This is a genomic window from Pseudonocardia sp. HH130630-07, from assembly GCF_001698125.1.
Classification (GTDB): domain Bacteria; phylum Actinomycetota; class Actinomycetes; order Mycobacteriales; family Pseudonocardiaceae; genus Pseudonocardia.
The window spans coordinates 2,331,947-2,355,554 of the sequence record NZ_CP013854.1; the positions used below are offsets into that span (position 1 = coordinate 2,331,947).

At 74.4% G+C, this 23,608-nt stretch carries 22 protein-coding genes; 13 read left to right on the plus strand and 9 right to left on the minus strand.

Annotated features, from left to right (window positions below; all coding sequences use genetic code 11):
* Positions 1-75: 75 nt before the first annotated feature.
* A complete protein-coding gene (locus AFB00_RS11305; RefSeq protein WP_068797189.1) occupies positions 76-1,155 on the minus strand; it encodes an inositol-3-phosphate synthase in 1,080 nt (359 codons plus the stop codon).
* Position 1,156: 1 nt separating this feature from the next.
* Positions 1,157-1,774 (minus strand): PadR family transcriptional regulator, encoded by a 618-nt coding sequence (locus tag AFB00_RS11310; RefSeq protein ID WP_068797190.1) that lies wholly within the window; start codon positions 1,772-1,774, stop codon positions 1,157-1,159.
* Positions 1,775-1,956: 182 nt separating this feature from the next.
* Between AFB00_RS11310 and AFB00_RS11315 the strand changes: the two genes are divergently transcribed.
* The 4 genes from AFB00_RS11315 to AFB00_RS11330 all read left to right on the plus strand — a co-directional run bounded on the left by AFB00_RS11315 (position 1,957) and on the right by AFB00_RS11330 (position 7,331).
* On the plus strand, positions 1,957-2,355 hold the full coding sequence (locus AFB00_RS11315; RefSeq protein WP_068797191.1) for a DUF5318 family protein: 399 nt from the start codon (positions 1,957-1,959) through the stop codon (positions 2,353-2,355).
* Between the two features lie 120 nt (positions 2,356-2,475).
* Complete coding sequence (locus AFB00_RS11320; RefSeq protein ID WP_269466027.1) at positions 2,476-5,112, plus strand: transglycosylase domain-containing protein; 2,637 nt, start codon at positions 2,476-2,478, stop codon at positions 5,110-5,112.
* A 422-nt stretch (positions 5,113-5,534) separates the two neighbouring features.
* Positions 5,535-6,620, plus strand: a complete 1,086-nt coding sequence (locus AFB00_RS11325; RefSeq protein WP_442965867.1) for a glycosyltransferase family 87 protein — start codon at positions 5,535-5,537, stop codon at positions 6,618-6,620.
* Between the two features lie 21 nt (positions 6,621-6,641).
* Positions 6,642-7,331 (plus strand): NUDIX hydrolase, encoded by a 690-nt coding sequence (locus AFB00_RS11330; RefSeq protein WP_068797193.1) that lies wholly within the window; start codon positions 6,642-6,644, stop codon positions 7,329-7,331.
* A 1-nt stretch (position 7,332) separates the two neighbouring features.
* Here AFB00_RS11330 and AFB00_RS11335 read toward each other — a convergent pair whose 3' ends face one another.
* On the minus strand, positions 7,333-8,106 hold the full coding sequence (locus AFB00_RS11335; RefSeq protein ID WP_068797194.1) for a deoxyribonuclease IV: 774 nt from the start codon (positions 8,104-8,106) through the stop codon (positions 7,333-7,335).
* A 401-nt stretch (positions 8,107-8,507) separates the two neighbouring features.
* On the opposite strand from AFB00_RS11335, the gene rpsF reads away from it, so the two are divergent.
* From rpsF to dnaB, 5 genes are all read left to right on the plus strand, one after another.
* The gene (gene rpsF, locus AFB00_RS11340; protein WP_068797195.1) at positions 8,508-8,822 is read left to right on the plus strand and encodes a 30S ribosomal protein S6; all 315 of its coding nucleotides are present in this window, start codon (positions 8,508-8,510) and stop codon (positions 8,820-8,822) included.
* A gap of 11 nt (positions 8,823-8,833) precedes the next feature.
* Complete coding sequence (locus AFB00_RS11345) at positions 8,834-9,391, plus strand: single-stranded DNA-binding protein (protein WP_068797196.1); 558 nt, start codon at positions 8,834-8,836, stop codon at positions 9,389-9,391.
* 52 nt (positions 9,392-9,443) lie between these two features.
* Positions 9,444-9,680 (plus strand): 30S ribosomal protein S18, encoded by a 237-nt coding sequence (gene rpsR / locus AFB00_RS11350; RefSeq protein WP_068797197.1) that lies wholly within the window; start codon positions 9,444-9,446, stop codon positions 9,678-9,680.
* A 17-nt stretch (positions 9,681-9,697) separates the two neighbouring features.
* Positions 9,698-10,147, plus strand: coding sequence for a 50S ribosomal protein L9 (gene rplI, locus AFB00_RS11355; RefSeq protein ID WP_068797198.1), 450 nt, complete (start codon positions 9,698-9,700; stop codon positions 10,145-10,147).
* Between the two features lie 628 nt (positions 10,148-10,775).
* Positions 10,776-12,188, plus strand: coding sequence for a replicative DNA helicase (dnaB, locus tag AFB00_RS11360; RefSeq protein ID WP_068797199.1), 1,413 nt, complete (start codon positions 10,776-10,778; stop codon positions 12,186-12,188).
* Positions 12,189-12,230: 42 nt separating this feature from the next.
* Here the strand turns inward: dnaB and AFB00_RS11365 are convergent, their stop codons facing one another.
* A complete protein-coding gene (locus AFB00_RS11365) occupies positions 12,231-12,758 on the minus strand; it encodes a dTDP-4-dehydrorhamnose 3,5-epimerase family protein (RefSeq protein WP_068797200.1) in 528 nt (175 codons plus the stop codon).
* 186 nt (positions 12,759-12,944) lie between these two features.
* On the opposite strand from AFB00_RS11365, the gene AFB00_RS11370 reads away from it, so the two are divergent.
* Positions 12,945-14,084 (plus strand): class I SAM-dependent methyltransferase, encoded by a 1,140-nt coding sequence (locus AFB00_RS11370; protein WP_231974329.1) that lies wholly within the window; start codon positions 12,945-12,947, stop codon positions 14,082-14,084.
* Between the two features lie 17 nt (positions 14,085-14,101).
* Here AFB00_RS11370 and AFB00_RS11375 read toward each other — a convergent pair whose 3' ends face one another.
* Positions 14,102-15,760, minus strand: coding sequence for an SDR family oxidoreductase (locus tag AFB00_RS11375; protein ID WP_083275442.1), 1,659 nt, complete (start codon positions 15,758-15,760; stop codon positions 14,102-14,104).
* Entirely contained in the window at positions 15,757-17,130 is a 1,374-nt protein-coding gene (locus AFB00_RS11380) for an AI-2E family transporter (protein ID WP_231974331.1), read from the minus strand. The genes AFB00_RS11375 and AFB00_RS11380 overlap by 4 nt, the downstream gene beginning before the upstream one ends.
* Positions 17,131-17,590: 460 nt before the next feature.
* Between AFB00_RS11380 and AFB00_RS11385 the strand changes: the two genes are divergently transcribed.
* Both AFB00_RS11385 and AFB00_RS11390 read left to right on the plus strand, forming a co-directional pair.
* Positions 17,591-18,043 carry a hypothetical protein gene (locus tag AFB00_RS11385; RefSeq protein WP_068797201.1) on the plus strand — a complete coding sequence of 151 codons (453 nt, stop codon included), beginning with the start codon at positions 17,591-17,593 and terminating at the stop codon, positions 18,041-18,043.
* Positions 18,044-18,507: 464 nt separating this feature from the next.
* Positions 18,508-19,758 carry a D-arabinono-1,4-lactone oxidase gene (locus tag AFB00_RS11390; RefSeq protein ID WP_197519823.1) on the plus strand — a complete coding sequence of 417 codons (1,251 nt, stop codon included), beginning with the start codon at positions 18,508-18,510 and terminating at the stop codon, positions 19,756-19,758.
* On the opposite strand, the gene AFB00_RS11395 is transcribed toward AFB00_RS11390, so the two are convergent.
* On the minus strand, positions 19,731-21,083 hold the full coding sequence (locus AFB00_RS11395; RefSeq protein WP_068797203.1) for an amidohydrolase family protein: 1,353 nt from the start codon (positions 21,081-21,083) through the stop codon (positions 19,731-19,733). The two genes, AFB00_RS11390 and AFB00_RS11395, sit on opposite strands and share 28 nt — an antisense overlap.
* Positions 21,080-21,724 (minus strand): NYN domain-containing protein, encoded by a 645-nt coding sequence (locus AFB00_RS11400; RefSeq protein ID WP_068797204.1) that lies wholly within the window; start codon positions 21,722-21,724, stop codon positions 21,080-21,082. The genes AFB00_RS11395 and AFB00_RS11400 overlap by 4 nt, the downstream gene beginning before the upstream one ends.
* A gap of 146 nt (positions 21,725-21,870) precedes the next feature.
* Between AFB00_RS11400 and paaI the strand changes: the two genes are divergently transcribed.
* Positions 21,871-22,263, plus strand: coding sequence for a hydroxyphenylacetyl-CoA thioesterase PaaI (gene paaI / locus AFB00_RS11405; RefSeq protein WP_083276015.1), 393 nt, complete (start codon positions 21,871-21,873; stop codon positions 22,261-22,263).
* A 4-nt stretch (positions 22,264-22,267) separates the two neighbouring features.
* Here paaI and AFB00_RS34765 read toward each other — a convergent pair whose 3' ends face one another.
* Positions 22,268-23,350: a nitric oxide synthase oxygenase gene (locus tag AFB00_RS34765; protein WP_231974430.1), complete on the minus strand. Its 1,083-nt coding sequence runs from the start codon at positions 23,348-23,350 to the stop codon at positions 22,268-22,270.
* Positions 23,351-23,608: the final 258 nt, after the last annotated feature.

The following is a 23,608-nucleotide window of genomic DNA, read 5'->3' on the forward strand; positions in this document are numbered from 1 at the left end:
CCGGCCGCTGACCTGCATCGATCACCGGCCGGGCGGATATCCGCACGGAACGTCACCGTATTCGGCGACGCCGCTTCACTCGTCGATCTCGCCGCGGATGAACGCCTCGACCTTGTCCCGGGCCTCGGAGTCGCGGTACTGCTCCGGCGGCGACTTCATGAAGTAGCTCGACGCGGAGAGGATCGGGCCGCCGATCCCGCGGTCCTTGGCGATCTTCGCCGCACGCACGGCGTCGATGATGATCCCTGCGGAGTTCGGGGAGTCCCAGACCTCGAGCTTGTACTCCAGGTTCAGCGGGACGTCGCCGAACGCGCGGCCCTCCAGGCGGACGTAGGCCCACTTGCGGTCGTCGAGCCAGGCCACGTAGTCCGACGGGCCGATGTGCACGTTGCCCCGGCCCATGTCCCGGTCCACCTGCGAGGTGACGGCCTGGGTCTTGGAGACCTTCTTGGACTCCAGCCGCTCCAGCTCCTTCATGTTCAGGAAGTCCATGTTCCCGCCCACGTTGAGCTGCATCGTGCGGTCCAGCTGCACGCCACGGTCCTCGAACAGCTTCGCCAGCACCCGGTGCGTGATGGTGGCCCCGACCTGGGACTTGATGTCGTCGCCGACGATCGGCAGCCCGGCGGCGCGGAACTTCTCCGCCCACTCCGGGTCCGAGGCGATGAACACCGGCAACGCGTTGACGAAGGCGACGCCGGCGTCGATCGCGGCCTGCGCGTAGAACCGGTCGGCGTCCTCGCTGCCCACCGGCAGGTAGGACACGAGGACGTCCGCGCGCGCGTCCTTCAGCGCCTGCACGACGTCGACCGGCTCGTCGTCGGCCTCGGTGATCGTCTCGCGGTAGAAGCGGCCCAGCCCGTCGAGGGTCGGCCCGCGCTGCACGGTGACGCCCTGCGGCGGCACGTCGGCGATCTTCACGGTGTTGTTCTCGCTGGCCGCGATGGCGTCGGCGAGGTCGTGCCCGACCTTCTTCGCGTCCACGTCGAACGCGGCCACGAAGGTCACGTCCCGGACGTGGTAGCCGCCGAAGTCGACGTGCATCAGGCCGGGGACCTGGGTCGACGGATCGGCGTCCGCGTAGTAGTGGACACCCTGGACCAGCGATGCCGCGCAGTTGCCCACGCCGACGACCGCGACCCGAACCTGGCTCATGTCAGGCTCCTCCTGTTGTCTCGTCCTGTCGTACCCCGCCGTCGGCGGTGGTCCTCGGTTGGCGACCGTCCGTGGCTCCCTGCTCGGCCCGTTCGGTCGCGATCAGCTCGTTCAGCCAGCACACCTCGCGCTCGGAGTTCTCCAGCCCGAGGCGGTGCAGCTCGCGGGTGTAGCGGTCGACCGGCTCGGCGGTGAGGGCCGACCGCAGCTCGTCCCGGCGCTCGGTGATGGTGCTCCGGCGCCCCTCCAGGATGCGGATCCGGGTCTGGACCGGCGCGTGCGCGAAGAACGCGAGATGGACGCGGAAACCGCCGTCCTGGAACGCCTGGGGCCCGGCGTCGTCGAGCATCCCGGCGAACCGCCGCCGGCCCGCGCCGGTGATCCGGTAGACGCGGCGGCCGCGCCGCGGCCATCCCGGGCCCGCCGGCTGGTCGCCGGGGTCCGCCCCGCAGCCGGTGTCGGCGATGAGCCCGGCCCGGACGAGCCGGCGCAGCGCGGGGTAGAGCGAGCCGTAGGAGAATGCACGGAGCCCGCCGAGCCGCCGGCCCAGCTGCTTGCGCAGCTCGTAGCCGTGCAACGGGCCCTCCTGGAGCAGGCCGAGCACGGCGAACTCCAGCACGGCTCACCTCCTGGGCTCCTGCGGGGCACCGGTATGCGCAACCGGTGGGCACCGGCCGGGTGCCGGACCGATCGACTGTATCGGTCCGATACATCGCGGGCCCGGCTCGATGATCGTCATCACAGGCGGTGTGACCGGAGCGGCCGGTGGGTGAGGTCGCTCCCCGCGCGTACCCTGGTCGGGTGCTCAGCCCGCGACAGGTGGTGGACTACGCCCTGCAGCGCCGCGCGCTGCTGGTCGACGTCCGCGCCGGCCGGGTCGGTCCGGAGGAGGTGTGCGACGCCGGTGCTTACCTGCATCGCGCCGCCCGATTCCACGGCACCCCGGTCGACCAGACCTGCCCGATGTGCGGCAGGGAGCAGCTCGACCAGGTCTCCTGGGTGTTCGGGGAGAGTCTCCGGCACGTCTCGGGATCGGCGCGTTCGAGCGCGGACCTGGAGCAGTTGGCCGCCACCACCGCCGAGTTCACGGTGCACGTGGTCGAGGTGTGCCGGACCTGCGGCTGGAACCATCTGGTCCGGTCGTACGTCCTCGGTACCGGCCGGCGTCAGCGCCGCGGCCCCAGGACCGCAGGTGGCTGAGGACCTGCCCCCGCGACGAGCCGGGTCGGCCGCGTGCCGCCGGCCGCGTACGGACCACCGCCCCGGGCGCCCCCGCCCCGGCCGGCGGACCAGCGAGACCGCACCCCACGGAGCTGCCCGGTGAACGACGAGCGCGACCCCCGGCGGGCCCCCGCCCCCGGCCCCCCGCCGCATCCCGGCCGCCCGCTCCCGCCCCCGGCTCCCCGGCCCGGTGCGGGGCAGCGACCGGGCGGCCCGCCGCCGCCCCCGCCGCAGCGTCCCGGACCGCCACCCGGCCGTCCGGCCGGCGGGCGTCCTCCCGGCCCGCCGCCGGGCGCCCGCCCGCCGGGCCCGCCGCCCGGTCCCCGGCCGGGCCCGCCGCCGTCGCAGCCGCCACCGTCCCAGGCCCCGCCGCCGCTGCTGACCCACGACGACTCCGGCGTCGGGCACTTCGGCCCGGTCAGCCAGCCGTTCCCGGCCCAGCAGCCGCCGCCGCAGACCGCGGCGATGGGGCCGGGACCGGATCGGACCGGTCGCAACGGCGGTGGCGGGCCACCCGGGCGCACCGACGGCAGCCGTCCCGGCGACGGCGGCGACGGCAGGCGCCCGGGCCGCCGGCGCCGGATCCGGAACTGGCTGCTCGGGCTGGCCGCGCTCGCGGTCGTCGGCCCGCTGGTCGCGTTCGCGATCGGCTGGCTGGTCATCCCGGTGCCCACCGCCGACGAGATCGCGGTCACCCAGGTCTCGACGTTCACCTACACCGACGGCGCGCCGCTGGCGACCGTCCGCCCGGACAACGTCAACCGGATCAGCGTCCCGCTGGACCAGGTCCCGGTGCACGTCCAGCAGGCGGTGCTGGCGGCCGAGGACCGGTCCTTCTTCTCCAACCCCGGCTTCGACATCAGCGGCATCGGGCGGGCGGTGCTCAACCAGCTCACCGGCGGCAGCGGTGGCGGCTCGACGATCACCCAGCAGTACATCAAGGTGACCACCGGCAACGACCAGTACTCGCTGTTCCGCAAGTTCCGCGAGGTGGTGCTCGCGGCGAAGATGTCCAAGGACATGACCAAGGAGCAGATCCTCGAGAACTACCTCAACGCGATCTACCTCGGCCGTGGGGCCTACGGCGTGCAGGCGGCGGCCCAGGCGTACTTCGGGAAGAACGTCGCGGACCTGACCCCGTCCGAGGGCGCGATGATCGCCGGGCTGATCCAGTCGCCGTCCCGGTGGGACCCGGCGAAGAACCTGGAGACCTCCCAGAAGCGCTGGACGTTCGTGCTCGACGGGATGGTGGCCCAGGGCTGGATGGCGGCCGGGGAGCGCTCCCAGCAGCAGTTCCCGCAGTGGCGGGAGTCCTCGGGCAACGAGGGCGGCGGGATCCCCGGCGACGACCGCGGGCACATCTACAACGCCGCCCGTGCCGAGCTCGACCGGCTCGGGATCTCCGAGACCGAGATCAACACCCAGGGCCTCACGGTCACCACGACGATCGACCCGAAGGCCCAGGAGAACGCCGCCGAGGCCGCCCAGGAGGTCATGGAGGGCCAGCCCGACAACCTGCGCACCTCGCTGGTGTCGGTGGACCCGAAGACCGGGGCCGTCCTCGCCTACTACGGCGGGGACAACGGCGTCGGCCTGGACTACGCGAGCGTGCTCAAGCAGCCCGGGTCGTCGTTCAAGCCGTTCGTGCTGGCCGCGGCGTTGCAGGCACCGGACCCGATCGGGCTCGGCGCGACCTACGACGGGTCGTCGCCGCAGGAGCTGGCCGGGACCAGGGTCACCAACTCCGAGGGTGTGAGCTGCGCGAACTGCTCGGTCAAGACGGCCATGACGCAGTCGATCAACACCGTCTTCTACCGGATGGGCCTCGACGTGGGCCCGCAGAAGGTCGCCGAGGCCGCGCACCAGGCCGGTATCCCGGCGGACCTGCTCCCCAACCCCACCGGCGGCATCTCGCTGGGTGACCGCGAGGTGCACCCGGAGGACATGGCGGCCGCCTACGCGACGTTCGCCGCGGACGGCACGCGGCGCGAGCCGTTCCTGGTGTCGCGGGTGACGGCGAGCGACGGCCGGGTGGTCTACGAGCGCGGGTCGACCGACACCGGGCAGCAGGTCATGGAGTCCGAGGTGGCGCGCAACGTCACCGAGTCGATGACCGACGTCGCGGGGTCCTCGCGGATCGCGCTGAGCGGCGGCCGCCCGGTCGCGGTCAAGACCGGGACGGTGCAGAGCGCGACCGAGGGCCAGAACAACGACGCGTGGACCGTCGGCTACACGCCGTCGGTGTCCACGGCGGTCTGGGTCGGCACCGACGACAACACCCCGATCCGGAACTCCTCGGGGCAGGCGATCTACGGCCGGATGCTGCCCGGCTCGATCTGGCAGTCGTTCATGGACGGCGTGCTGGACGGCACCCCGGTCGAGCAGTTCTCCGGGTTCCAGCCGATCGGGCAGGCCCCGGCGCGGGAGGCGTCCACCGGTGACGGCGAGCAGTCGGGCGACCGCAACGGTGAGGACGGCGAGCGGTCCGGCCGGGACGGGTCCGAGGACGGGCGCGGCGACTCCGGCCGGGACGAGAGCGGCCGCGGCGACGAGGACGGCTCGTCCGGCGACGGCGACTCCGGTCGTGGCGACGGCGGCGACTCCGGCGACGAGGGCGGCCGGGGCGACGGCGGCGGCGACTCCGGCGGCGACGGTGGCGGCGACTCCGGTGGTGACGGCGGTGGCGACGGCGGCTCGGGCCGCGACGACGGTGGCGACGGCGGGGGCGGCAACTGATCCCGTCCGGCCGTCCCGGACCCGGCTCGACCGTCGAGCGGGCCGGTGACGGCCCGGCCGACCGGGTCACCCCGAGCTGGAGCGAGCCGCTGGCCCGCTCGGCCAGCCGCCTGGCCGGGGGCCCGCTCGGCCGGCACGCGCTGGTCGGCCGCTCCCGGTACTGGACCCCGCTGCGGGTGGTCCTGCTGTTCGCGGTGCTGGTGCTCGCGCTCGGCTGGCTCGGCAAGGCGGCGTGCCTGCAGCAGTACCGCACGGACGACGGCACGCTCGCCCTGGACTGGCGCGAGGACCGTCAGTACGTCGCGATGTGCTACTCTGACACGGTCCCGCTCTACGGCCTGGAGGGGCTCGCCGACGACGCAGTCCCCTACCGCGACTCCTGGTCCGAGACCCGCGCCGACGGCTCGCAGTCCGAGCGCTACATGGAGTACCCGGTGGTCACCGGGTTCTTCCAGTACCTGAACGCCCAGCTCACCGACGGCTGGCTCTGGCTGGCGGACCGGCTGCCGCTGCCCGGGGCGCTCGCCGTCGTCGTGTACTTCGACATCACCGCGGTGTGGCTGGCGGCCGCCTGGCTAACGGTGGTCTGGGCGGTGCTGGCCCTGCGGCCCGAACGGCCGTGGGACGCCGCGCTGGTCGCGCTGTCCCCGCTGGTCGTCGTGCACGCGTTCACCAACTTCGACACGCTGACCGTCGCGCTCGCCACCGGCGGCCTGCTGGCCCTGCGCCGGGACCGGCCCGGCTGGGCGGGGGTGCTGATCGGGCTCGGTGCCGCGGCGAAGCTCTACCCGGCTCTGCTCCTGCTGCCGATCCTGCTGGTCGGCCTGCGCCGGCGCGGCGACGGCGGGCTGCCGCGGGCGGTCCGGGTGATCGCGGCGGCGGCCGTCACCTGGCTCGCGGTGAACCTCCCGGTCGCACTGGCCTGGTGGCCGGGCTGGTCGGAGTTCTTCACGCTGAACCGCACCCGCCCCGCGGACCCGGACTCGATCTGGTTCGCGCTGTCGACGTTCACCGGCTGGTCCGGGTTCGACGGGCAGCTGGCCGACGGTGCGGCCCCGGCCGTGCTCAACGCGGTGACGGCGGCGCTGATGGCGCTCGCGTTCGCCGCGATCGCCTGGCTGGCGTGGCGGGCACCCCGCCCACCGGCCGTCGCCGAGCTGGGCTTCCTCGTGGTGGCGGCCTTCCTGCTGCTCAACAAGGTGTGGAGCCCGCAGTACTCGCTGTGGCTGGTGCCGCTCGCCGTGCTGGCCCTGCCGCGCTGGCGGTTGCTGCTGGCCTGGATGACGGTGGACGCGCTGGTCTGGGTGCCGCGGATGCTCCAGTACCTCGGGGAGGACGCGAAGGGCCTGCCGATCGAGCCGTTCCTGGTCACCGTGCTGGTGCGGGACGCCGTGGTGGTCGCGTTGTGCGTGCTCGTCGTACGCCAGGTGCTGCGGCGGGAACCGGCGCCGGACCGCGACCCGGACCCGGTGTGGCCGCGCCGGCCGGTCCCGGTCGCGGCGGGCTGATCCCCCGTGCAGGATCGCGGCATGGGCGACGGCGCGGCAGTACCGGAGCAGGTCCCGGAGCAGGTGGCCGACCGGTTGCGCGAGCGGGTCCGCGACGCGCTGGCCGTGCTCGGGCCGGAGCAGCGGATCGCCGCGACCGAGGCCGAACGGGCCGGGCGGCGACCGGCCGCCGTCACGATGACGTTGCTGCCGGTGCCCGGCGCCACCGGGACGGGCCCGCTGGCGCAGGAGGTCGCGTTCGTCCTGACCCGCCGGGCCCGCTCGCTGCGGGCGCACTCCGGGCAGTGGGCGCTGCCGGGCGGCCGGATCGACGCCGGTGAGACGGCCGAGCAGGCCGGGCGGCGGGAGGTTGCCGAGGAGGTCGGGCTCGACCTCGGCCCGGACCGGGTGCTGGGCCTGCTCGACGACTACCCGACCCGCTCCGGCTACGTGATCACGCCGGTCGTGCTGTGGGCCGGGGGTGCCGGGGAACCGGTGCCGAACCCGGACGAGGTCGCCGAGCTGCACCGGCCCCCGCTGGCGGAGATCGACGGCGAGCCCCGGTTCCTGACGATCCCGGAGTCCGACGCCCCGGTGATCCAGGTGCCGCTGTTCGACCGGTTCGTGCACGCCCCCACCGGAGCGGTGCTCCACCAGTTCCGCGAGGTCGTCCTGCACGGCAGGCGCACCAGGGTGGCGCACCTGGAACAGCCGGTGTTCGCCTGGCGGTGAGTCAGGCGACGACCGCGCCGCGCAGGAACGCGATGTCGCGGGCCTGTCCCTCGGCCGGCGTCTCCACCACGACCGGTGCCCCGGCCTCGGCCACGACGGCGGCCAGCTCGTCCGGCGGGATCGTCCCGGAGTCGATGTTCGCGTGCCGGTCCCGTGCGGAGTCGAACGGGTCGCGCGAGTTGTTGAGGTGGATCAGGTCGATCCGGCCGGTGATGGCCCTGGTGCGCTCCACGATCCCGGCCAGTTCCTCGCCGCCGGCGAAGGCGTGGCAGGTGTCGAGGCAGAAACCGACCCCGAACTCCCCGACCGCGTCCCAGAGCCGGGCGAGCGCGTCGAACCGGCGGGCCATCGCGTTGTCGCCGCCAGCGGTGTTCTCGATCAGGACCGGTACGTCGAACCCGTGCTCGCCGGCCTGGCGCTCCACGAACTTGCGCCAGTTGTCGACGCCGGTGGCCGGGTCCTCGCCCGCGGTCACGTGCCCGCCGTGCACCACCAGCCCGAACGCGCCGACCTCCGCCGCACCGGCCAGGTGCTGCTGGACGATCTTGCGCGACGGGATGCGGATCCGGTTGTTCGTCGAGGCGACGTTCGCGACGTAGGGGGCGTGCACCACCACCGCCACGTCGGAGCCGGCCAGCTCGGCGGCCCGCGGGTGCGGCGGCGGCTTCTTCCAGCCCTGGGGGTCGGACAGGAACAGCTGGATCACCTCGGCGCCCACCTCACCGGCCGCGGCCAGCGGATCCTCGGCGTCCCGGACGTGCGCTCCGATCTGCATGCCGCCACGGTAGCGAGCGCACCGGCCCGCCCACCCACCCCGCGGCCCCACCCGCCCCGCGCCCACTCGCCCCCGCGGCCGGCCCACTCATGGAGCCAGAGCCTCGTCCCACCGGGCCGAAGCTCCATGAGTACATCCGGCCCGGGGTGCACTCATGGAGCGAAAGCCCGGCGACGCGAGGCTTTAGCTCCATGAGTGCGGCTGCGGCGGGGTGAGCGGCGGCGGGGTGGGTGGGCGTACCCGCAGGTCGGGGGCCGAGGGGGCGTTGGTAGCCTGCTCGGAGCCATCCCGGTGGTGCGGCGCGATCTGTGTGCCGTGGACCGCCGGGGTGTGTTGAGAACCTCCTGTCGCGGCCGTCCGGGTCGCGACCGTCACGAGTCCATAGGAGGTGAGTGGTTCTCATGCGTCATTACGAGGTCATGGTCATCCTCGACGGAAGCCTGGACGAGCGCACCGTGCAGCCGTCCCTGGAGCAGTTCCTCACCGTCGTGAAGAGCGACGGCGGATCGGTCGAGAAGATCGAGGTCTGGGGCAAGCGCCGCCTGGCCTACGAGATCCGGAAGCAGAGCGAGGCCATCTACGCGGTCGTCGAGATCGCCGCGGAGCCGGCCACGGTCACCGAGCTGGACCGCCAGCTGGGTCTGAACGAGTCCGTGCTGCGCACCAAGGTGCTGCGCAAGGACCTCACCCGCACGCCGGCGCCCGCCGCAGACTGAGAGGACCCGTCATGGCCGGAGAGACCGTGATCACCGTCGTGGGCAACCTGACGGCGGATCCCGAGCTGCGCTTCACACCCTCCGGCGCCGCGGTCGCCAACTTCACCGTCGCGTCCACCCCGCGCACCTTCGACCGCCAGTCCGGCGAGTGGAAGGACGGCGAGGCACTGTTCCTGCGCTGCAACATCTGGCGCCAGGCGGCGGAGAACGTCGCCGAGTCACTGACCCGCGGTGCGCGGGTCGTGGTCCAGGGCCGGCTCCGCCAGCGCTCCTTCGAGACGAAGGAGGGCGAGAAGCGCACCGTCGTGGAGATGGAGGTCGACGAGGTCGGCCCCTCGCTCCGCTACGCGACCGCCAAGGTCAACAAGGTCAACCGGGGCGGAGGCTCCGGTGGCTTCGGTGGCGGCGGCGGTTACGACGGCGGCGGTAGCGGCTTCGGCGGTGGCGGCGGCCAGCAGGGCGGCGGCGGCAACTCCGGGGGCGGCAACTCCGGCGGCTATGACGATCCCTGGGGTTCGGCCCCGCCCGCCGGCAGTGGCGCGGCGTCGAACGACGAACCCCCGTTCTGATCCACGCACCCACCGTCCGCGACGGGCGGTGGACGACTCCAGGAGCACCACCATGGCCAAGGCCATCGTGCGCAAGCCGAAGAAGAAGGTCTGCGCGTTCTGCAAGGACAAGGCGCAGGCGATCGACTACAAGGACACCGGCCTGCTGCGGAAGTTCATCTCCGACCGGGGCAAGATCCGGGCCCGCCGGGTGACCGGCAACTGCCGTCAGCACCAGCGGGACGTCGCCGTCGCGGTCAAGAACTCCCGCGAGGTGGCGCTGCTGCCCTACACCTCGACCGCGCGCTGAGACAGGGGAGAACGCAGATGAAGCTGATCCTCAACGCCGACGTCCCGAACCTGGGCGCGCCCGGCGACATCGTCGAGGTCAAGGACGGCTACGGCCGCAACTACCTGATCCCGCGCAAGCTCGCCGTCGTGGCCACCCGTGGCTCCGAGAAGCAGGTCGAGCAGATCCGCCGGGCCCGCAAGGTCCGCGAGATCCGGGACCTGGGGCACGCCCAGCAGGTCGACTCGCAGCTGAAGAACCTGAACGTCACGGTGCCGGCCAAGTCCGGTGCCAACGGGCGGCTGTTCGGCTCGGTCACCCCGCTCGCGGTCGTCGACGCGGTGAAGGCCGCCGGCGGCCCGGTGCTCGACAAGCGCACCGTCGACGTCCCGGGGCACATCAAGGAGCTCGGCAAGCACCAGGTGCAGGTCCGCCTGCACCCGGAGGTCACCACCGAGCTGGCGATCGCGGTCGTCGCAGCAGGCTGAGCTGTGACAGTGGTCACTTGACCACTGAACGTAGTCAGGGCGGTGTCCGGAACCACGGTTCCGGACACCGCCCTTTCGTGTCTCCAGGGCGTCCCGGTGGGGAGCGTGGTGGCGGTGTGCGACGCCGGGCGGGCTCCCCGACCCGACCGGGCGACCGCACGAAGGGTGCTCCGTCACCCGGCCGACACGCCGGAGCGATACCGGGCCGGGCGTCGGGCGGAGCTGTGGATGCGCCGGACGGTGAGCGGTCGCCCGAGTGCTCCGACACGCCGAGAAACGGCGTGCGCCGACACGCCACAGCAAAGTTGTCCACATCAGCTGATCACGCTCTGACCTGCTGATTCCTCGAATTCGGCAGTGCTGTCCCCAACTTGTCCACAGCGCCGTCCCGGGACGGGCGGTCTCGGTGCACAGTCCATCCCCATGTCGATCACCAGAGTGGTTCGCACTGCCCCGCCCGGGCGACCTAGCCTCGGTGGCACCGGACCGGCGAGGTGGTCGGCGCGTCCCGCGCCCGGCGACGACCGCCCGGACCGGACACCACGGGAGATCCGTCGAGAAGTGCCGGATCGTCCCTCGCGCATCGAACGTGTGTTCGGTAGGCTGGTCATCGGGGGTGACGCTGCGTATGGCTCTGACCGACGACCGTCCTACGGGCAGGCCCCGCGCCGTCCGGGACGGCGAGCAGTCCGGCTCGGGCGACGGCGGGAGCGGCGCCTTCGACCGGCAGCCGCCCCAGGACCTCACGGCGGAACAGTCCGTGCTCGGCGGCATGCTCCTGAGCAAGGACGCGATCGCCGACGTGGTGGAGGTGCTGCGGCCCGAGGACTTCTACCGGCCCGCGCACCAGACCGTCTACGAGACCATCCTGGATCTCTACGGCCGCGGTGAGCCGGCCGACGCGGTGACGGTGTCGGCGGAGCTGCAGCGCCGGGGCGAGCTCGTCCGGCTCGGCGGCGCGCCCTACCTGCACACCCTGATCGCGACCGTGCCGACCGCGGCGAACGCCGCCTACTACGCCGAGATCGTCGGCGAGAAGGCGATCCTGCGCCGGCTGGTCGAGGCGGGCACCCGGATCGTGCAGCTCGGGTACCACGGCAACGAGGGCGGCGAGGTCGAGGAGGTCGTCGACCGGGCGCAGGCCGCGGTCTACGAGGTCACCGAGCGCACCACCACCGAGGACTACACGGTGCTGGAGGAGCTGCTCCAGCCCACGATGGACGAGATCGACGCGATCGCCTCCCAGGGCGGGGTCGCGGCGGGCGTGCCGACCGGGTTCGCCGATCTCGACGCGGTGACCAACGGCCTGCACCCGGGCCAGATGGTCGTCGTCGCGGCCCGGCCGGGTCTGGGTAAGTCGACCCTCGGCCTGGACTTCGCTCGGTCGTGCTCCATCCGCAACGGCATGACCAGCGCGTTCTTCTCGCTGGAGATGAGCAAGTCCGAGATCGTGATGCGCCTGCTCTCGGCGGAGGCACGCATCCGGCTGGCCGACATGCGTGCGGGCCGGATGTCGGACGAGGACTGGACGCGGATGGCGCGGCGGATGTCGGAGATCTCCGAGGCGCCGCTCTACATCGACGACTCGCCGAACCTGACGCTGATGGAGATCCGGGCGAAGGCCCGCCGGATGAAGCAGCGCAACGACCTGAAACTGATCATCCTCGACTACCTGCAGCTGATGACCTCGGGCCGCAAGGTGGAGTCGCGGCAGCAGGAGGTCTCGGAGTTCTCCCGGCAGATCAAGCTGATCGCCAAGGAGCTCGAGGTGCCGGTCGTCGCGATGAGCCAGCTGAACCGTGGTCCCGAGCAGCGCACCGACAAGCGGCCGATGCTGTCGGACCTGCGTGAGTCCGGCTCGATCGAGCAGGACGCGGACATGGTGGTGCTCCTGCACCGGCCGGACGCGTTCGAGCAGGACGACCCGCGGGCCGGCGAGGCGGACCTGATCCTGGCCAAGCACCGTAACGGCCCCACGACCACGATCACCGTGGCGCACCAGCTGCACTACAGCCGGTTCTCCGACCTCGCCCACGGCTGAGCCCGGGCGTTCCCGGGGCCGGTCACCAGAGCCCGGGGCCGGTCACCAGAGGGAGACGCGGTCCCGGCGGGGTCCGGGTGGAGCGCCCAGCCGGGAGCACAACGCGTCCCAGGACCGGTCGTCGTCCGGCGTGCGGCGCGGGCGGGGATCCAGCCAGCGGATGTTCAGGTCCGGGTCGTCGGGATCGGCGCGCAGCTGCTCCCGCTCCGCGGGGAGGACGGCCGCCCGCACCTCGACGACGGTCTCCCCGGCGACGGCCTGCACGCCGTACAGGCAGCCCGGCGGGACGAGCAGCATCGCGTCGTCCTCGACCAGGGTGACGGCGAGCCGGCCGAACGTCCCGGCGTCGGGCCGGGCGTCGATCACGGCGGTGTAGCCGGCCCCGGACAGCACCCGGACCAGCACCGGCTCGTCGAGATGGCCGTGCAACCCGTGCACGGCGCCACGCGACGGTTGCCGACGACGACGCAGCGTGAACATCGACAGATCCGGGACCGGGCCGGAGCCCGGCCCAGTCCGCCCCGGGCCGAGCAGCAGCGCGCCCGGCACGACAGTGGCCACGACCTGCATGCGCTGCTCCCCTCGGTCGGATCGGCACCCCCGCGGGACGCGACGGTGCGGCCGGATTCCGGTACCGGTAGGGAAACGAGCGAGCGGCCCGATGGTGACGCAGCGCGAGATCGTGCTGCTCCGAACGAGTTCCCGCCGGCGCCGCCACCCCGGCCTCTACCATCGCGCCCAGCGGACGGAGCGGGGGTGGGGACGGTGCGGATGCGGTGCCGCTGCTGCGGGTCCGTCGACGGGAGGACCGTCCTGGACCTCGGGGAACAGCCGCCGTGGGACCGCATGCCCCCGGTCGCCGACCCGCTCCCGGACCCGGCGACCCCGCTGCGCATGTGGTTGTGCGGATCCTGCGGGCTGGCCCAGCTCGAGATCGACGCCGACGTCACCGAGGAGCCGGCCGCCGTCGAACCGCTGGCGGTCCTCGAGCAGAGCGACCAGGCGATCGACCGGCTGGTGCGGGAGGGCGTGGTCGGTCCGGGCCGCCGGGTGGTCGAGTTCGGCAGCCCGCACGGCGGGTCCTGGCTCCCCCGGCTGACCGGCCACGGCACGACCGACGCCGGCCGGGACGCCGGACCGGGGACGGCGGACCTGGTCGTCGACGTCTACGGGCTGCTGCACGAACCGGACCAGGGGGTGGCCCTGCGCCGCCGGGCCGCGCTGCTCGCCGACGGCGGGACGCTCGCGCTGCAGCTCCTGCCGCTGGACACCCTCGTCCGCGACGGCCAGTGGTACGACCTGCGGCACGGCCACCACGCGTACTGGTCGCTCACGGCCCTGGCGGCCGCCCTGCGGGCGCACGGCCTGGGCGTGCACCGCGCGTGGTGGTACCCGCTGTCCGGCGGGACCCTGCTCGTCACCGCCCGGGCCGGTGCGGAACCGGACCGGGAGACCCGCCGGATGCTGCGGGAGTCCGGCGGGCTCGATCTCACCACCCCGGCCGGCCTCGCCGGGCTGCAGGACGCAGCGGACCAGGCCCACCGGCTCCGGGACTGGCTCGCCGGGCAGCGCCGGGCCGGCCGGATGGTCGCCGGCTACGGTGCGGCGTCCCGGGCGGTGCCGCTGGTCTGCCGGGCCGGGCTCTCCGCCGACCTGCTGGCGGCCGTCGGCGATGCCGCGCCGACCCGGCAGGGGCGCCGGATGCCGGGTACCGACGTGCCCATCGTCTCCCCCGCCGAGCTCGCCGCGCTGCGCCCGGACCGGGTCGTGCTGTTCGTGCCGGAACTGGCCGGCGAGGTGCGGGCCGCGCTGCCGGGCGTCGAGCGCGACGGTGGGCGGTGGGTCGTCCTCGACCCCGCCCCGAGGGTGCTCGACCCCGTGGTGGTCGCTCGCTGAGCCCGTCCCGGTCGGCGTCAGGCCGCCCGGTCGGACCGCCGCCGTCCCCGCGAGCGCAGCCAGGACGGCCGCCGGGTGGCCGGTGCGGGATCGGACCCGGTGCGTTCGGCCGTGCGCGTAATGTTGCGGACCATGCCGCCGAACACGATGCCGTGGAACGGTGCCACCGACCACCAGTAGAGGTAGCCCGGCAGCCCGTGCGGGATGAACACGGCGCGCTGCCGGTAGACCGAGCCACCCGGCCGCGGGGCCACCGACATCTCCAGCCAGGCCCGTCCGGGCACCTTCATCTCGGCCCGCAGCCGGAGCAGGCCGTCCTGCGGGCCGAGGTCGCTCCCGTCCGGGCGGGAGCCCCCCGGCTCGATCAGCCGCTCGACCCGCCACCAGTCCAGCGCGTCGCCGGTGTGCAGGTCGTCCGGGTCGCGCCGGCCGCGGGAGAGCCCCACCCCGCCGACGGCCCGGTCCATCCAGCCGCGCACCGACCAGGCCAGCGGGAACGAGTACCAGCCGCGCTCGCCGCCGATCCCCTCGACGACCGTCCACAGCCGCTCCGGCGACGCGCTGGTCGGCTGCTCGCGCTCGTCGAGGTAGACGCTGCCGCCGGACCAGTCCGGGTCGCTGGGCAGCGGGTCCGACGGCACGTTCCCGGTGCTGGCACCGGACCAGCGGGTCTCCACCTCGCCGTCGGTGATCCGGGCGAGCGCCAGCTCGACGGCGCGCTCGTAGCCGATCAACCCGCCCGCGGGGTCCGGCACGTACCGGGTGATGTCGTTCTCGGCGCAGACGACCTCGTGCACCAGCGACTCGATCAGCGGCTTCGCGATCGACTTCGGGACCGGGGTGACGACGTTGATCCAGTGCGCCGACAGCGACGGGGACAGCACCGGCACCGGCACGATCCGGCGCCGGGACAGCCGGGCGACCGTCGCGTAGCGCTGCATCATCTCCAGGTAGGTGAGGACGTCCGGGCCGCCGACGTCGAAGGTCCGGTTCAGCTCGTCCGGGATCTCGGCCACCCGGATCAGGTAGCGCAGCACGTCGCGCACCGCGATCGGCTGGATCCGGTTGTGCACCCAGCTCGGCGTGACCATCAGCGGCAGCCGCTCGGTCAGGTGCCGGAGCATCTCGAAGCTCGCCGACCCGGACCCGAGGATCACCGCGGCCTGCAGCACCACGGTCGGTACCCCCGACCGGAGCAGCGTCTCCCCCACCTCCAGTCGGGACGCCAGGTGCGCCGAGAGCCGGGACGGGTCACCGTCGGGGTGCAGCCCGCTCAGGTAGACGATCCGGGTGACCCCGGCCGCGCGGGCGGCCTCGCCGAGGATCAGCGCGGCCCTCCGGTCGGTGGCCGCGAAGTCGTCGTCGGACAGCGAGTGGACGAGGAAGTAGACGACGTCGACGTCGGCGCAGGCGGCGCGGACGCTCTCCGGGTCGAGCAGGTCGCCCTGCACGATCTCGGCGTCGGCGGCCCACGGCGCGTCGGCGAGCTTGTCCGGGTCACGGACCAGGCACCGCACCTGCACCGGTCCCGCCCCGGGGTCCGGCACGAGGTCGGCCTCCGGTCCGTGCCCGAGCAGTCGCGGCGCGAGCCGCCCGCCGATGTACCCGGTGGACCCGGTGACGAGATAGCGCACGCCCCGGATCGTGCCACCGGTCGGGCCGGACGGCAGGCTCACTGCGGCCGGATCGTCCCGGGGGGTTCGCCCTGGCGGGCCCGCAGCGGGTCCACCTCGTCCGGGCCGACCTCGTCCGGCGCCGCCAGCGACCGGACGGCCGCGGTCAGGACGGCCAGCAGCGGGACGGCGAGCAGCGCCCCGGCGACACCGGCGATCACCACCCCCGCGGCGACCGCCAGCGCGACGGCGAGCGGGTGCAGCCGGACCGCCCGCCCGAGCAGCAGCGGCTGCAGCACGTGGCTCTCGATCTGCTGCACCGCCAGCACCACGGCCAGCACGATCAGGGCGGTCACCCAGCCGTTCGCGACGAGCGCGATGAGCACGGCGACCACCCCGGTCAGCACGGCGCCGACGATCGGGATGAACGCACCCACGAAGACCAGCGCGGTCAGCGGCAGGGCCAGCGGGACCCCGGTCGCCCACAGCCCGATCCCGATCCCGGCCGCGTCGACGATCGCGACGAGCACCGTCGCCCGCACGTAGCCGACCAGCGAGGCGAAGGCGCGGCGGCCGGCGACGTCCACCCGCTCCCGGCGCCGGGACGGGGCCAGCAGCCGGAGCAGGCCCCAGATGCGCGATCCGTCGTACAACATGAAGATCAGCGCGAACAGGCACAGTGCGAACCCGGCGAGGACCTCGGTGAGGGTGGCCGCGGTGCTGACGGCCCCCGAGGTGAGCGTCTGCTGGTTGTTCTCCAGCGTCTGCAGGATCTGGTCCCCGAGCTGCTCGATGTCGACGTCGAACGGCGTCGCGTCCACCAGGCCCTGCAACGAGGCCACGCTGACGGTGAGCTGGCCGACCAGGTCGGTGGTGCCGGCGACGAGCGTGTTGACGACGAGGGTGGCAGCCCCCCGAGCGCGGCCAGCCCGGTGACCATCACGAGCCCGGTGGCGATCCCGCGCGGCACCCGGTGCTCGTGCAGCCAGCGGACGAGCGGGGCGAGCAACGCCGCCAGCAGCACCGCGATCGCGACCGGGATGACCACCACCCGCAGCTGGACGACCAGGAACACCAGCAGCGCGAGGCCCGCCGCGACGACGAGCAGCCGGGCACACACCTCGGAGGCGATCCGCAGCGGGCCGGGCACCTCGGAGCGGGGCAGCGGGCGCCGGGGCCTGCGGGTGATCCGCTCCTCCGGTGCCGGCCGGGTCTCCGGCATCGGCCGGGCCGTGAGGGCCCCCTCCGGCCCGCCGGTCAGCACGGGAGCGGCACCGGTCCCGGACGGGCGGCGGATCCCGAGCCGGACGACGGTCGTGGCGCGCCCGGCACCGGCCGGGCGGCGCCGTACGACGCCTCCGCGTGGCCGGGTGGCGGGCGCGGCGGCGGGCACCCCGGGGGTCTCCGCCGTACCGCGCCGTTCCGTCATGCATCCGACGGTAGTGCGCGCGGGGGCGCCCGGCAGGGGATCGACGGCCGCCGCGCGGGCGGTGCCCCCGGACGGCCCAGCGGCCGTGCGGGCGGAGCAGCCCGGCGCCGCGACGGTGACCGAGGGTCGAATGACACCCGTGTAGTGGACCCACCGTCTGCACACATGATCACGACCGGGTGGTCCGGTGCTCACGCACCGGACCCGACGTGCGGTTCTTCTCGCACGGTGGGCACGCAGCATCCCGGGACCGATCACGCACTGCTCCACGAGGGCGGTATGTCGGTACCCTGGGTAGTCGTTCGTATCGATCACCGGCCGGGTCGCCACTCGTCCGGGCGGAACGGGCAGCGCTGCTGTAACCGCCGTTTCCCCACTCGTGTGTCACCCGTTGAAGCCGGTGAGTGGGCCGAGCGGCACCGGCCCCGGCAGCGACGGACGTCAGGGAGCAGGAGGTACGGCGGGTGTACGAGTTCGATCACCTTCCCGGCAGCAGCAGTCTCGAGGCGTCGATCCGGGCCCGCCGGGCCGAGCGGGACGGCTGGCCCTTCCCGGGCCGGCACGAGTCCCACGCCGAGATCCGGGACGAGACGCCGATCTTCCACTCCCTCACCGTCGGCGGGTGGCGCGAGCCCGGTACCACCGGCTCGGCGGGCGACGCGGTACGCCGGATGCACCGCTCGACCGTCCGCAACCGGCGGGCCGCGGAGTCGGTCGCCGCGCACCACGTCGCCGTCCCGGCGCCGGCGTCCGGGACGCACGGCCGCGACGGCGGGCGGAACGACTGGAACGACCCGGGGGACGCGGCACTGGCGATGCTCCGCCGTCGCCGGGACGCCCAGCGGGCGACGGACCGCGCCGCGATCGCGGATCTCCTCGGCGGGGCCGGCCGGCACCGGATGGGCCGCACCGCCTGAGGCGGAGCAGGCGTCCCACGGAGACCTCAGGGCCGTGGGGTGGATGACGACCGCGGCTGGGGAGCCGGGGCGTCAGCACGCAGGGCGAGGGCCGGGCCGGAGGTCGGAGGGAGCCGACACCGGTCCGGCCCTCGCACGTGCGCGCACCCGCCGGCACGGTCGTGCGATGCCGGGGTGCGGTCGCGCCGTCTCCCGGAGCCGTGGGGAGCGCGGTTCCGGGCCGGGGCGGTCCGGGTTCCGGGGCGGTCGCCGCCCCGGTCCCGGGTGGCGACATGATCGCCACGCAGTGTGACCGTATCGGCCGATCGACTGCTCCACAAGAGTCCGCGCGGGCCGGTTCGGTGTCCCGCCGGGACACGTGGGTCACCATCCTCCCCATGAGCCACGCACCGGTCGCCGCCCGACACCGTGTCGCGCACGGATCGCTGCACACGGTGACGGCGGGGGCTCTACGCTGGTCGACGATGAGCACCGACGCCCCGGCGACCGGCCCCCGCCGCACCGACCGCCCCCTGGACGAGGCGGGCGTGGCGACCGCGATCCGCCGTGCCGCCGAACGGGGCACCACGGTGCGGCCGACCGGCGCCGGGGGCCGGGCGCCGGGGCCACTCGTCCGTACCGACGAGGTGTTGCTGGACGCCTCGGCACTGACCGGCGTCGCCCGGATCGGTGGCGCGGCGGGTTCCGGCGACGAGGACACCGTCCGGGTCCGCGCCGGGGAGACGCTCGCGGACCTGTGCACCGCGCTCGCCGCGTCCGGCCGGGCGCTCGCGACCGTCCCGGACCCGCCGCGCGCGACGATCGCCGGGGCGATCGGCCTCGGCATGACCGGCGGCGTACCGCGCGGCACCTCGCTGTCGGACCAGGTCCGCGCGGTCCGGCTGGTCGACGGGCGCGGGACCGTGCGGGAGGTCACCGGCGGCCCGGAGCTCGACGCCGTCCGGTGCGGGCTCGGCGCGTTCGGCGTCGTCACCTCGGTGGAGCTGCGCACCGTGCCGCTGCAGCGGCTGCGGGTGGGCGAGGAGCAGACCCGGGTCGACGACGTCCTCGCCGACGACCTGTTCTCCGCCTACGCCTGGACCGAGTGCGACGTCGCCGTCCACACCGGGCAGGCGGTCCTGCGCTGGGCCGAGCCCGAGACCCCCGAGACCGCGGGCGCCGCGGCCGAGCCGCCGGAACGGGCCGGCTGGGGGCAGGCCGTGTCCCGGCTCGCGTCCTCCTGGTGGCAGTCGCGGTCGTCCTGGCCGCCGCCCCAGCGCTGGACGCCCGGGACGGTCGGCCCGCCGCACCAGGTCCTGCCCGACCCGCAGCCGTGGGACCCGGACCTCGCCGAGTGGGCGGTGCCGCGGGCCGCGCTCGGGTCGGTGCTGCGTGAGCTGGGTGCCGCGGCGGCCGCCCGCGGGCACGAGCTGCGGCCGGTGCGGGTGCGCACCGGCGCGGCGGAGACCGGGCTGCTGCACCCGGCGTCCGGGCGGGACACCGCGTACCTGCGGATCCGTGCCCGCGGGCCGGCGGAGGAGCCGCTGCGCCGTCTTGCCTGCGCGGTGCTGGAGGACGCGGACGGCCGCCCCTGCTGGACGACCCGGCACGAGTGGGGACCGGACGAGCTCGCCGTCGCCTACCCGGGCTGGGCCGCGTTCGCCGAGGTCCGGGACCGGTTCGACCCGGACCGCCGGTTCACCGACCCCTACCTGTCGGCGGTGCTCGGCCCCTGACCGAGCGCGGCGCGCAGCCGGGCCGAGATGCCGCGGACCGCGGTCAGGGACTCCCGGCGGTCGGTCATGGTCGGCTCGCCGCCGGAGACGACCTGCTCGCCGCCCACCCACACGTCACGCACCAGCCGGGAGCCGCCGGCCCACACGAGGTTGGACACGAGCTGGGCGTCGTCCTCGGGGGCCACGAACGCCGAGTCCTCGGTGTCGACGTGCACGACGTCGGCCCACCGGCCGGCCTCCAGCACGCCCAGGTCGTCCCGGCCGATCGCGTGTGCCGCGTCCGCGGTGCCCAGCAGCAGCGCGTCGGCCGCGGTGAGCGCGGCCGCGTCGTCGGCGCCGACCCGGGCCAGCAGGCCGGCCAGCCGGGCCTGCTGCCAGAGGTCCATGTCGTCGCAGGACGCCGGCCCGTCGGTCCCCAGCCCCACCGCGACCCCGGCCCGGCGCAGGTCCAGCAGCCGGGCGGTGCCGGCGGCGAGCTTGGCGTTCGAGCCGGGGCAGTGCGCGACGGCGACGCCGTGCCGGGCGTAGGTGGCGACGTCGTCGTCGGACAGGTGCACCGAGTGCGCGGCCAGGAACCGGCCGCCCAGCGCCCCGCCGGCGTCGAGCATGGCCGGGACCGACCCGTGCGCCGCGCGGACGTCGGCGTCCTCGCCGCGGGACTCCGCGACGTGGGTGTGCACCAGCGCGCCGCGCTCCCGGGCGGCGGCGGCCACCGACTCCAGCGCGCCCGCCGGCAGCGTGTACGCCGAGTGCGGGCCGTAGCCCAGCTCGATCCGGCCGTCGGCGCCGGGCTGCAGGCCGTGCGCGTCGATCCGGGCGGACACGTCGTCGCGCATCTGCTCCCAGCTGCCCAGCCGGTCCCAGCCCGGCGCGGCGATGATCCCCGGCGTCAGCACCGCCCGCGAGCCCGCGGTACGGACGGCGTCGGCCAGCGCGTCGGTGAAGAAGTACATCTCGACGCTGGTGGTGCACCCGGTCCGCAGCAGGTCCAGGCAGCCGGCCAGCATCCCGGCGTGCACGTCGGACTCGGTGAGCAGGCCCTCGGCCGGCCACATGACGTCGGTCAGCCACGGCATCAGCGGCAGGTCGCCGCCCATCCCGCGCAGTAGCGACATCGGGGTGTGGCAGTGCGTGTTGACCAGGCCGGGCATGAGCAGCCCCGGCAGCGGCCGGACGACGGCGTCGGTCGCCGGCGCGTCGACGGCCGGCCCGAACCAGGCGATGCGCCCGGTCTCGTCGACGTCGAGCACGGCGTCGCGGACGACCGGGAAGCCGGGTGCGCAGCTCAGCGCGACCGGCGCGGTCAGCCGTTGCAGTGTGCTCACCGGCGCTCGAGCAGCGAACGCAGCGAGCGGAACGGCGGCAGCCAGGCGCCCTCGTCGGGCAGCGTGTCGAGCGAGACGCGCGGCAGCGGCTCGCGGAACACGCCGTCCATGTCCTCGAGATCGAGGAACGAGATGACCTCGGAGGCCTGCGCGAACCCGGCGTACTCGCGGAACCCGATGACCGTGACGTCGGTGCCGCCCTCGACGAGCTTCTCCAGCGGCTCCTTGAACGCCCGGCCGTCGCCGGAGGCGACCACCACGTGCCGCAGCCTGCCCTCGCCGGAGCGGAGGTCGATGTGGGCGAGCATGTCGTCGTCGACGTCGGAGTCGTCGCTGGTCTTGGGCTTGGCGAAGACGGCGAAACCGACGTTGCGCAGCGCCTCGACCCACGGCCGGACGATCTCGATGCTGCCCGGTGCGACGTTGGTGAACACGCACGCCTCGGCCTCGGCCTCGGTACCGGCGAGGTCGAGCAGCCAGCGGCCGACGGCGTCGAACCGCGGCCGGTACGCCGACGTCGGTCGCGCGCCCAGCAGCGACCCGAGGCTCATGTCCATGTTCGGGGCGTCCCAGACGAGCAGGACCCGCTCCGCCGGGCCCGTGGGGACGCCTCGTCCCTGGTGCCCCGTGCCGCTGTTCATGCCGGCGAGCGTAACCGTCGCCGAACGGTCCGTTCGCGCCGCCGGTGCTGGGCTTTCGCCCCACGAGTACGTCCGGGGAGACTGCGCCGGTGAACAACTCGGCGGACACCGACCCGCAGCGGGTCGCGGAACGGACGGCGGCGGCGATGCGGGCCACCGATCGGGCAGCCCGGGCGGCGGGGGTGACGGTCACCGACGTCGGACCCGGCCGGGCGGTGGCGACGATGACGGTGGGCCCGGACCACGCCAACGGGCACGGTGTGTGTCACGGCGGGTACCTGTTCCTGCTGGCCGACGCGGCCATGGCCTATGCCTGCAACGCGCACGGCGTCTCCACGCTGGCGACCGGCGCGGACATCGCGTTCCTGCGCCCGGCCCGCGCCGGTGAGGTGCTGAGCGCGGAGGCGGTCGAGCGGTCGCTGGCCGGGCGCTCCGGGCTCTACGACGTCACGGTCAGGACCGGCGACGGGACCGCCGTCGCCGAGTTCCGCGGCCGCACCCGCCAGGTCCCGGGGCTGGCGCCGCCGCCACCGGCGTGAGCGTTCAGAAGCCGTGCGGCTCCAGGAACGCCGGGCGCAGCTCCGGGTCCGGCTCGTCGTAGTAGCGGTGAAAGACCGGGGTCTGTGAGCCGGACATCGGCGGGACGATCCAGCTCCAGTCCGTCGGGCAGCTGCGCCCCGCGGCCTCCTCCTTCTCCAGGTGCCGCAGGAACCGCTCGGACTCGGTGTGGTGATCGGCCATGGTGACGCCGTCCGCGTCGAAGGAGAACGTCACGGCGCGGACCAGCTCGACCATCGCCCGGTCCTTCCACATGGTGCGGATCGAGCGGGTGTCGAGGCCGAGCCGGGTGGCGATCTCCGGCAGCAGGTCGTAGCGGTCTGGGTCGGCGAGGTTGCGCGCGCCGATCTCGGTGTCGAGGTACCAGCCGTTGAACGGTGCGGCCGGGTAGGTGATCCCGCCGATCTCCAGCGGCATGTTGCTGATCGCCGGGACGGCGTGCCAGCGCAGCCCGAGGCGGGCGAACCACGGGTGCTCGGGGTGGCGCAGCGGTACCTCGTAGACGGCGTCCGGCGGGACGTCGAACAGCCGGGGCCGCCCGTCCGGGCCGGTGATCAGCAGCGGCAGGACGTCGAACCGTCCGGCCGGCTGCGGGCGCGGCCAGCCCATCGACGCGACGTGGTCGGTGAAGGCGACCTGCGACGGGTCGCCGGTGACCGACCCGTCCGGGTTGCGGTGGCCCGCGTACCGGATCAGCTGGTCGTTGCGGATCCGGGGACCCGGCCGGGCGGGGGTGTCCGGGGCGAAGACCGTCATCGTCGAACGGATCCGGCCGCCCCGGGTGGCCGAGCGCAGGTGCGCGACGCTCTCCTGGGCCACGTCCGCCGCGTCGTGCAGGTTGCGCAGGTCCCGGACCTGCAGCGACTGCCAGTACAGGCGCCCGATGCAGCGCGCCGAGTTCCGCCAGGCGATCCGGGCGCCGAAGGTGAGCTCCGCCGTCGTCTGGCGGTAGGTGCCGGTGCGGTCGATCTCGGAACGGACCGCGCGGAGCCGGTCGGCCAGCGGCTCGCCGGGCTCGGTCTCGGCGTGGAACTGGCGGAGGAACTCCTCGGCCGCGGCGGGGTCCACCGGCGCCGGGTTCCGCTCGTCGGCGACGCCGGGCGGGTGCGGGTGCCCCCCGGAGCGGCCGTGCCCGGTCACCGGGCAGCCCCGGGGTGCGGCGGGGGGCTCCGTCGTGCCCGCGGGGCCCGGGCGGGGGCCCCGGTCGACCTCACGCAACGGCACCGCGAGGGTGACCTTCTCCGGCGCGGGCGTCGCGACGGTCACCTGGTCCCGGGACACCACTGCGGTCGCCTCGGCGCCCCGGTGGGGTCCGTCGGGCGCGTC

Bases quoted from the DNA above. Each gene is read 5' to 3' on its own strand.
- AFB00_RS11305 (WP_068797189.1), bottom strand. From the start codon at position 1,155: ATGAGCCAGGTTCGGGTCGCGGTCGTCGGCGTGGGCAACTGCGCGGCA.
- AFB00_RS11325 (WP_442965867.1), top strand. From the start codon at position 5,535: ATGGAGTACCCGGTGGTCACCGGGTTCTTCCAGTACCTGAACGCCCAG.
- AFB00_RS11330 (WP_068797193.1), top strand. From the start codon at position 6,642: ATGGGCGACGGCGCGGCAGTACCGGAGCAGGTCCCGGAGCAGGTGGCC.
- AFB00_RS11335 (WP_068797194.1), bottom strand. From the start codon at position 8,106: ATGCAGATCGGAGCGCACGTCCGGGACGCCGAGGATCCGCTGGCCGCG.
- rpsF (WP_068797195.1), top strand. From the start codon at position 8,508: ATGCGTCATTACGAGGTCATGGTCATCCTCGACGGAAGCCTGGACGAG.
- AFB00_RS11345 (WP_068797196.1), top strand. From the start codon at position 8,834: ATGGCCGGAGAGACCGTGATCACCGTCGTGGGCAACCTGACGGCGGAT.
- rpsR (WP_068797197.1), top strand. From the start codon at position 9,444: ATGGCCAAGGCCATCGTGCGCAAGCCGAAGAAGAAGGTCTGCGCGTTC.
- rplI (WP_068797198.1), top strand. From the start codon at position 9,698: ATGAAGCTGATCCTCAACGCCGACGTCCCGAACCTGGGCGCGCCCGGC.
- dnaB (WP_068797199.1), top strand. From the start codon at position 10,776: ATGGCTCTGACCGACGACCGTCCTACGGGCAGGCCCCGCGCCGTCCGG.
- AFB00_RS11365 (WP_068797200.1), bottom strand. From the start codon at position 12,758: ATGCAGGTCGTGGCCACTGTCGTGCCGGGCGCGCTGCTGCTCGGCCCG.
- AFB00_RS11380 (WP_231974331.1), bottom strand. From the start codon at position 17,130: ATGCATGACGGAACGGCGCGGTACGGCGGAGACCCCCGGGGTGCCCGC.
- AFB00_RS11390 (WP_197519823.1), top strand. From the start codon at position 18,508: ATGAGCACCGACGCCCCGGCGACCGGCCCCCGCCGCACCGACCGCCCC.
- AFB00_RS11400 (WP_068797204.1), bottom strand. From the start codon at position 21,724: ATGAACAGCGGCACGGGGCACCAGGGACGAGGCGTCCCCACGGGCCCG.
- paaI (WP_083276015.1), top strand. From the start codon at position 21,871: ATGCGGGCCACCGATCGGGCAGCCCGGGCGGCGGGGGTGACGGTCACC.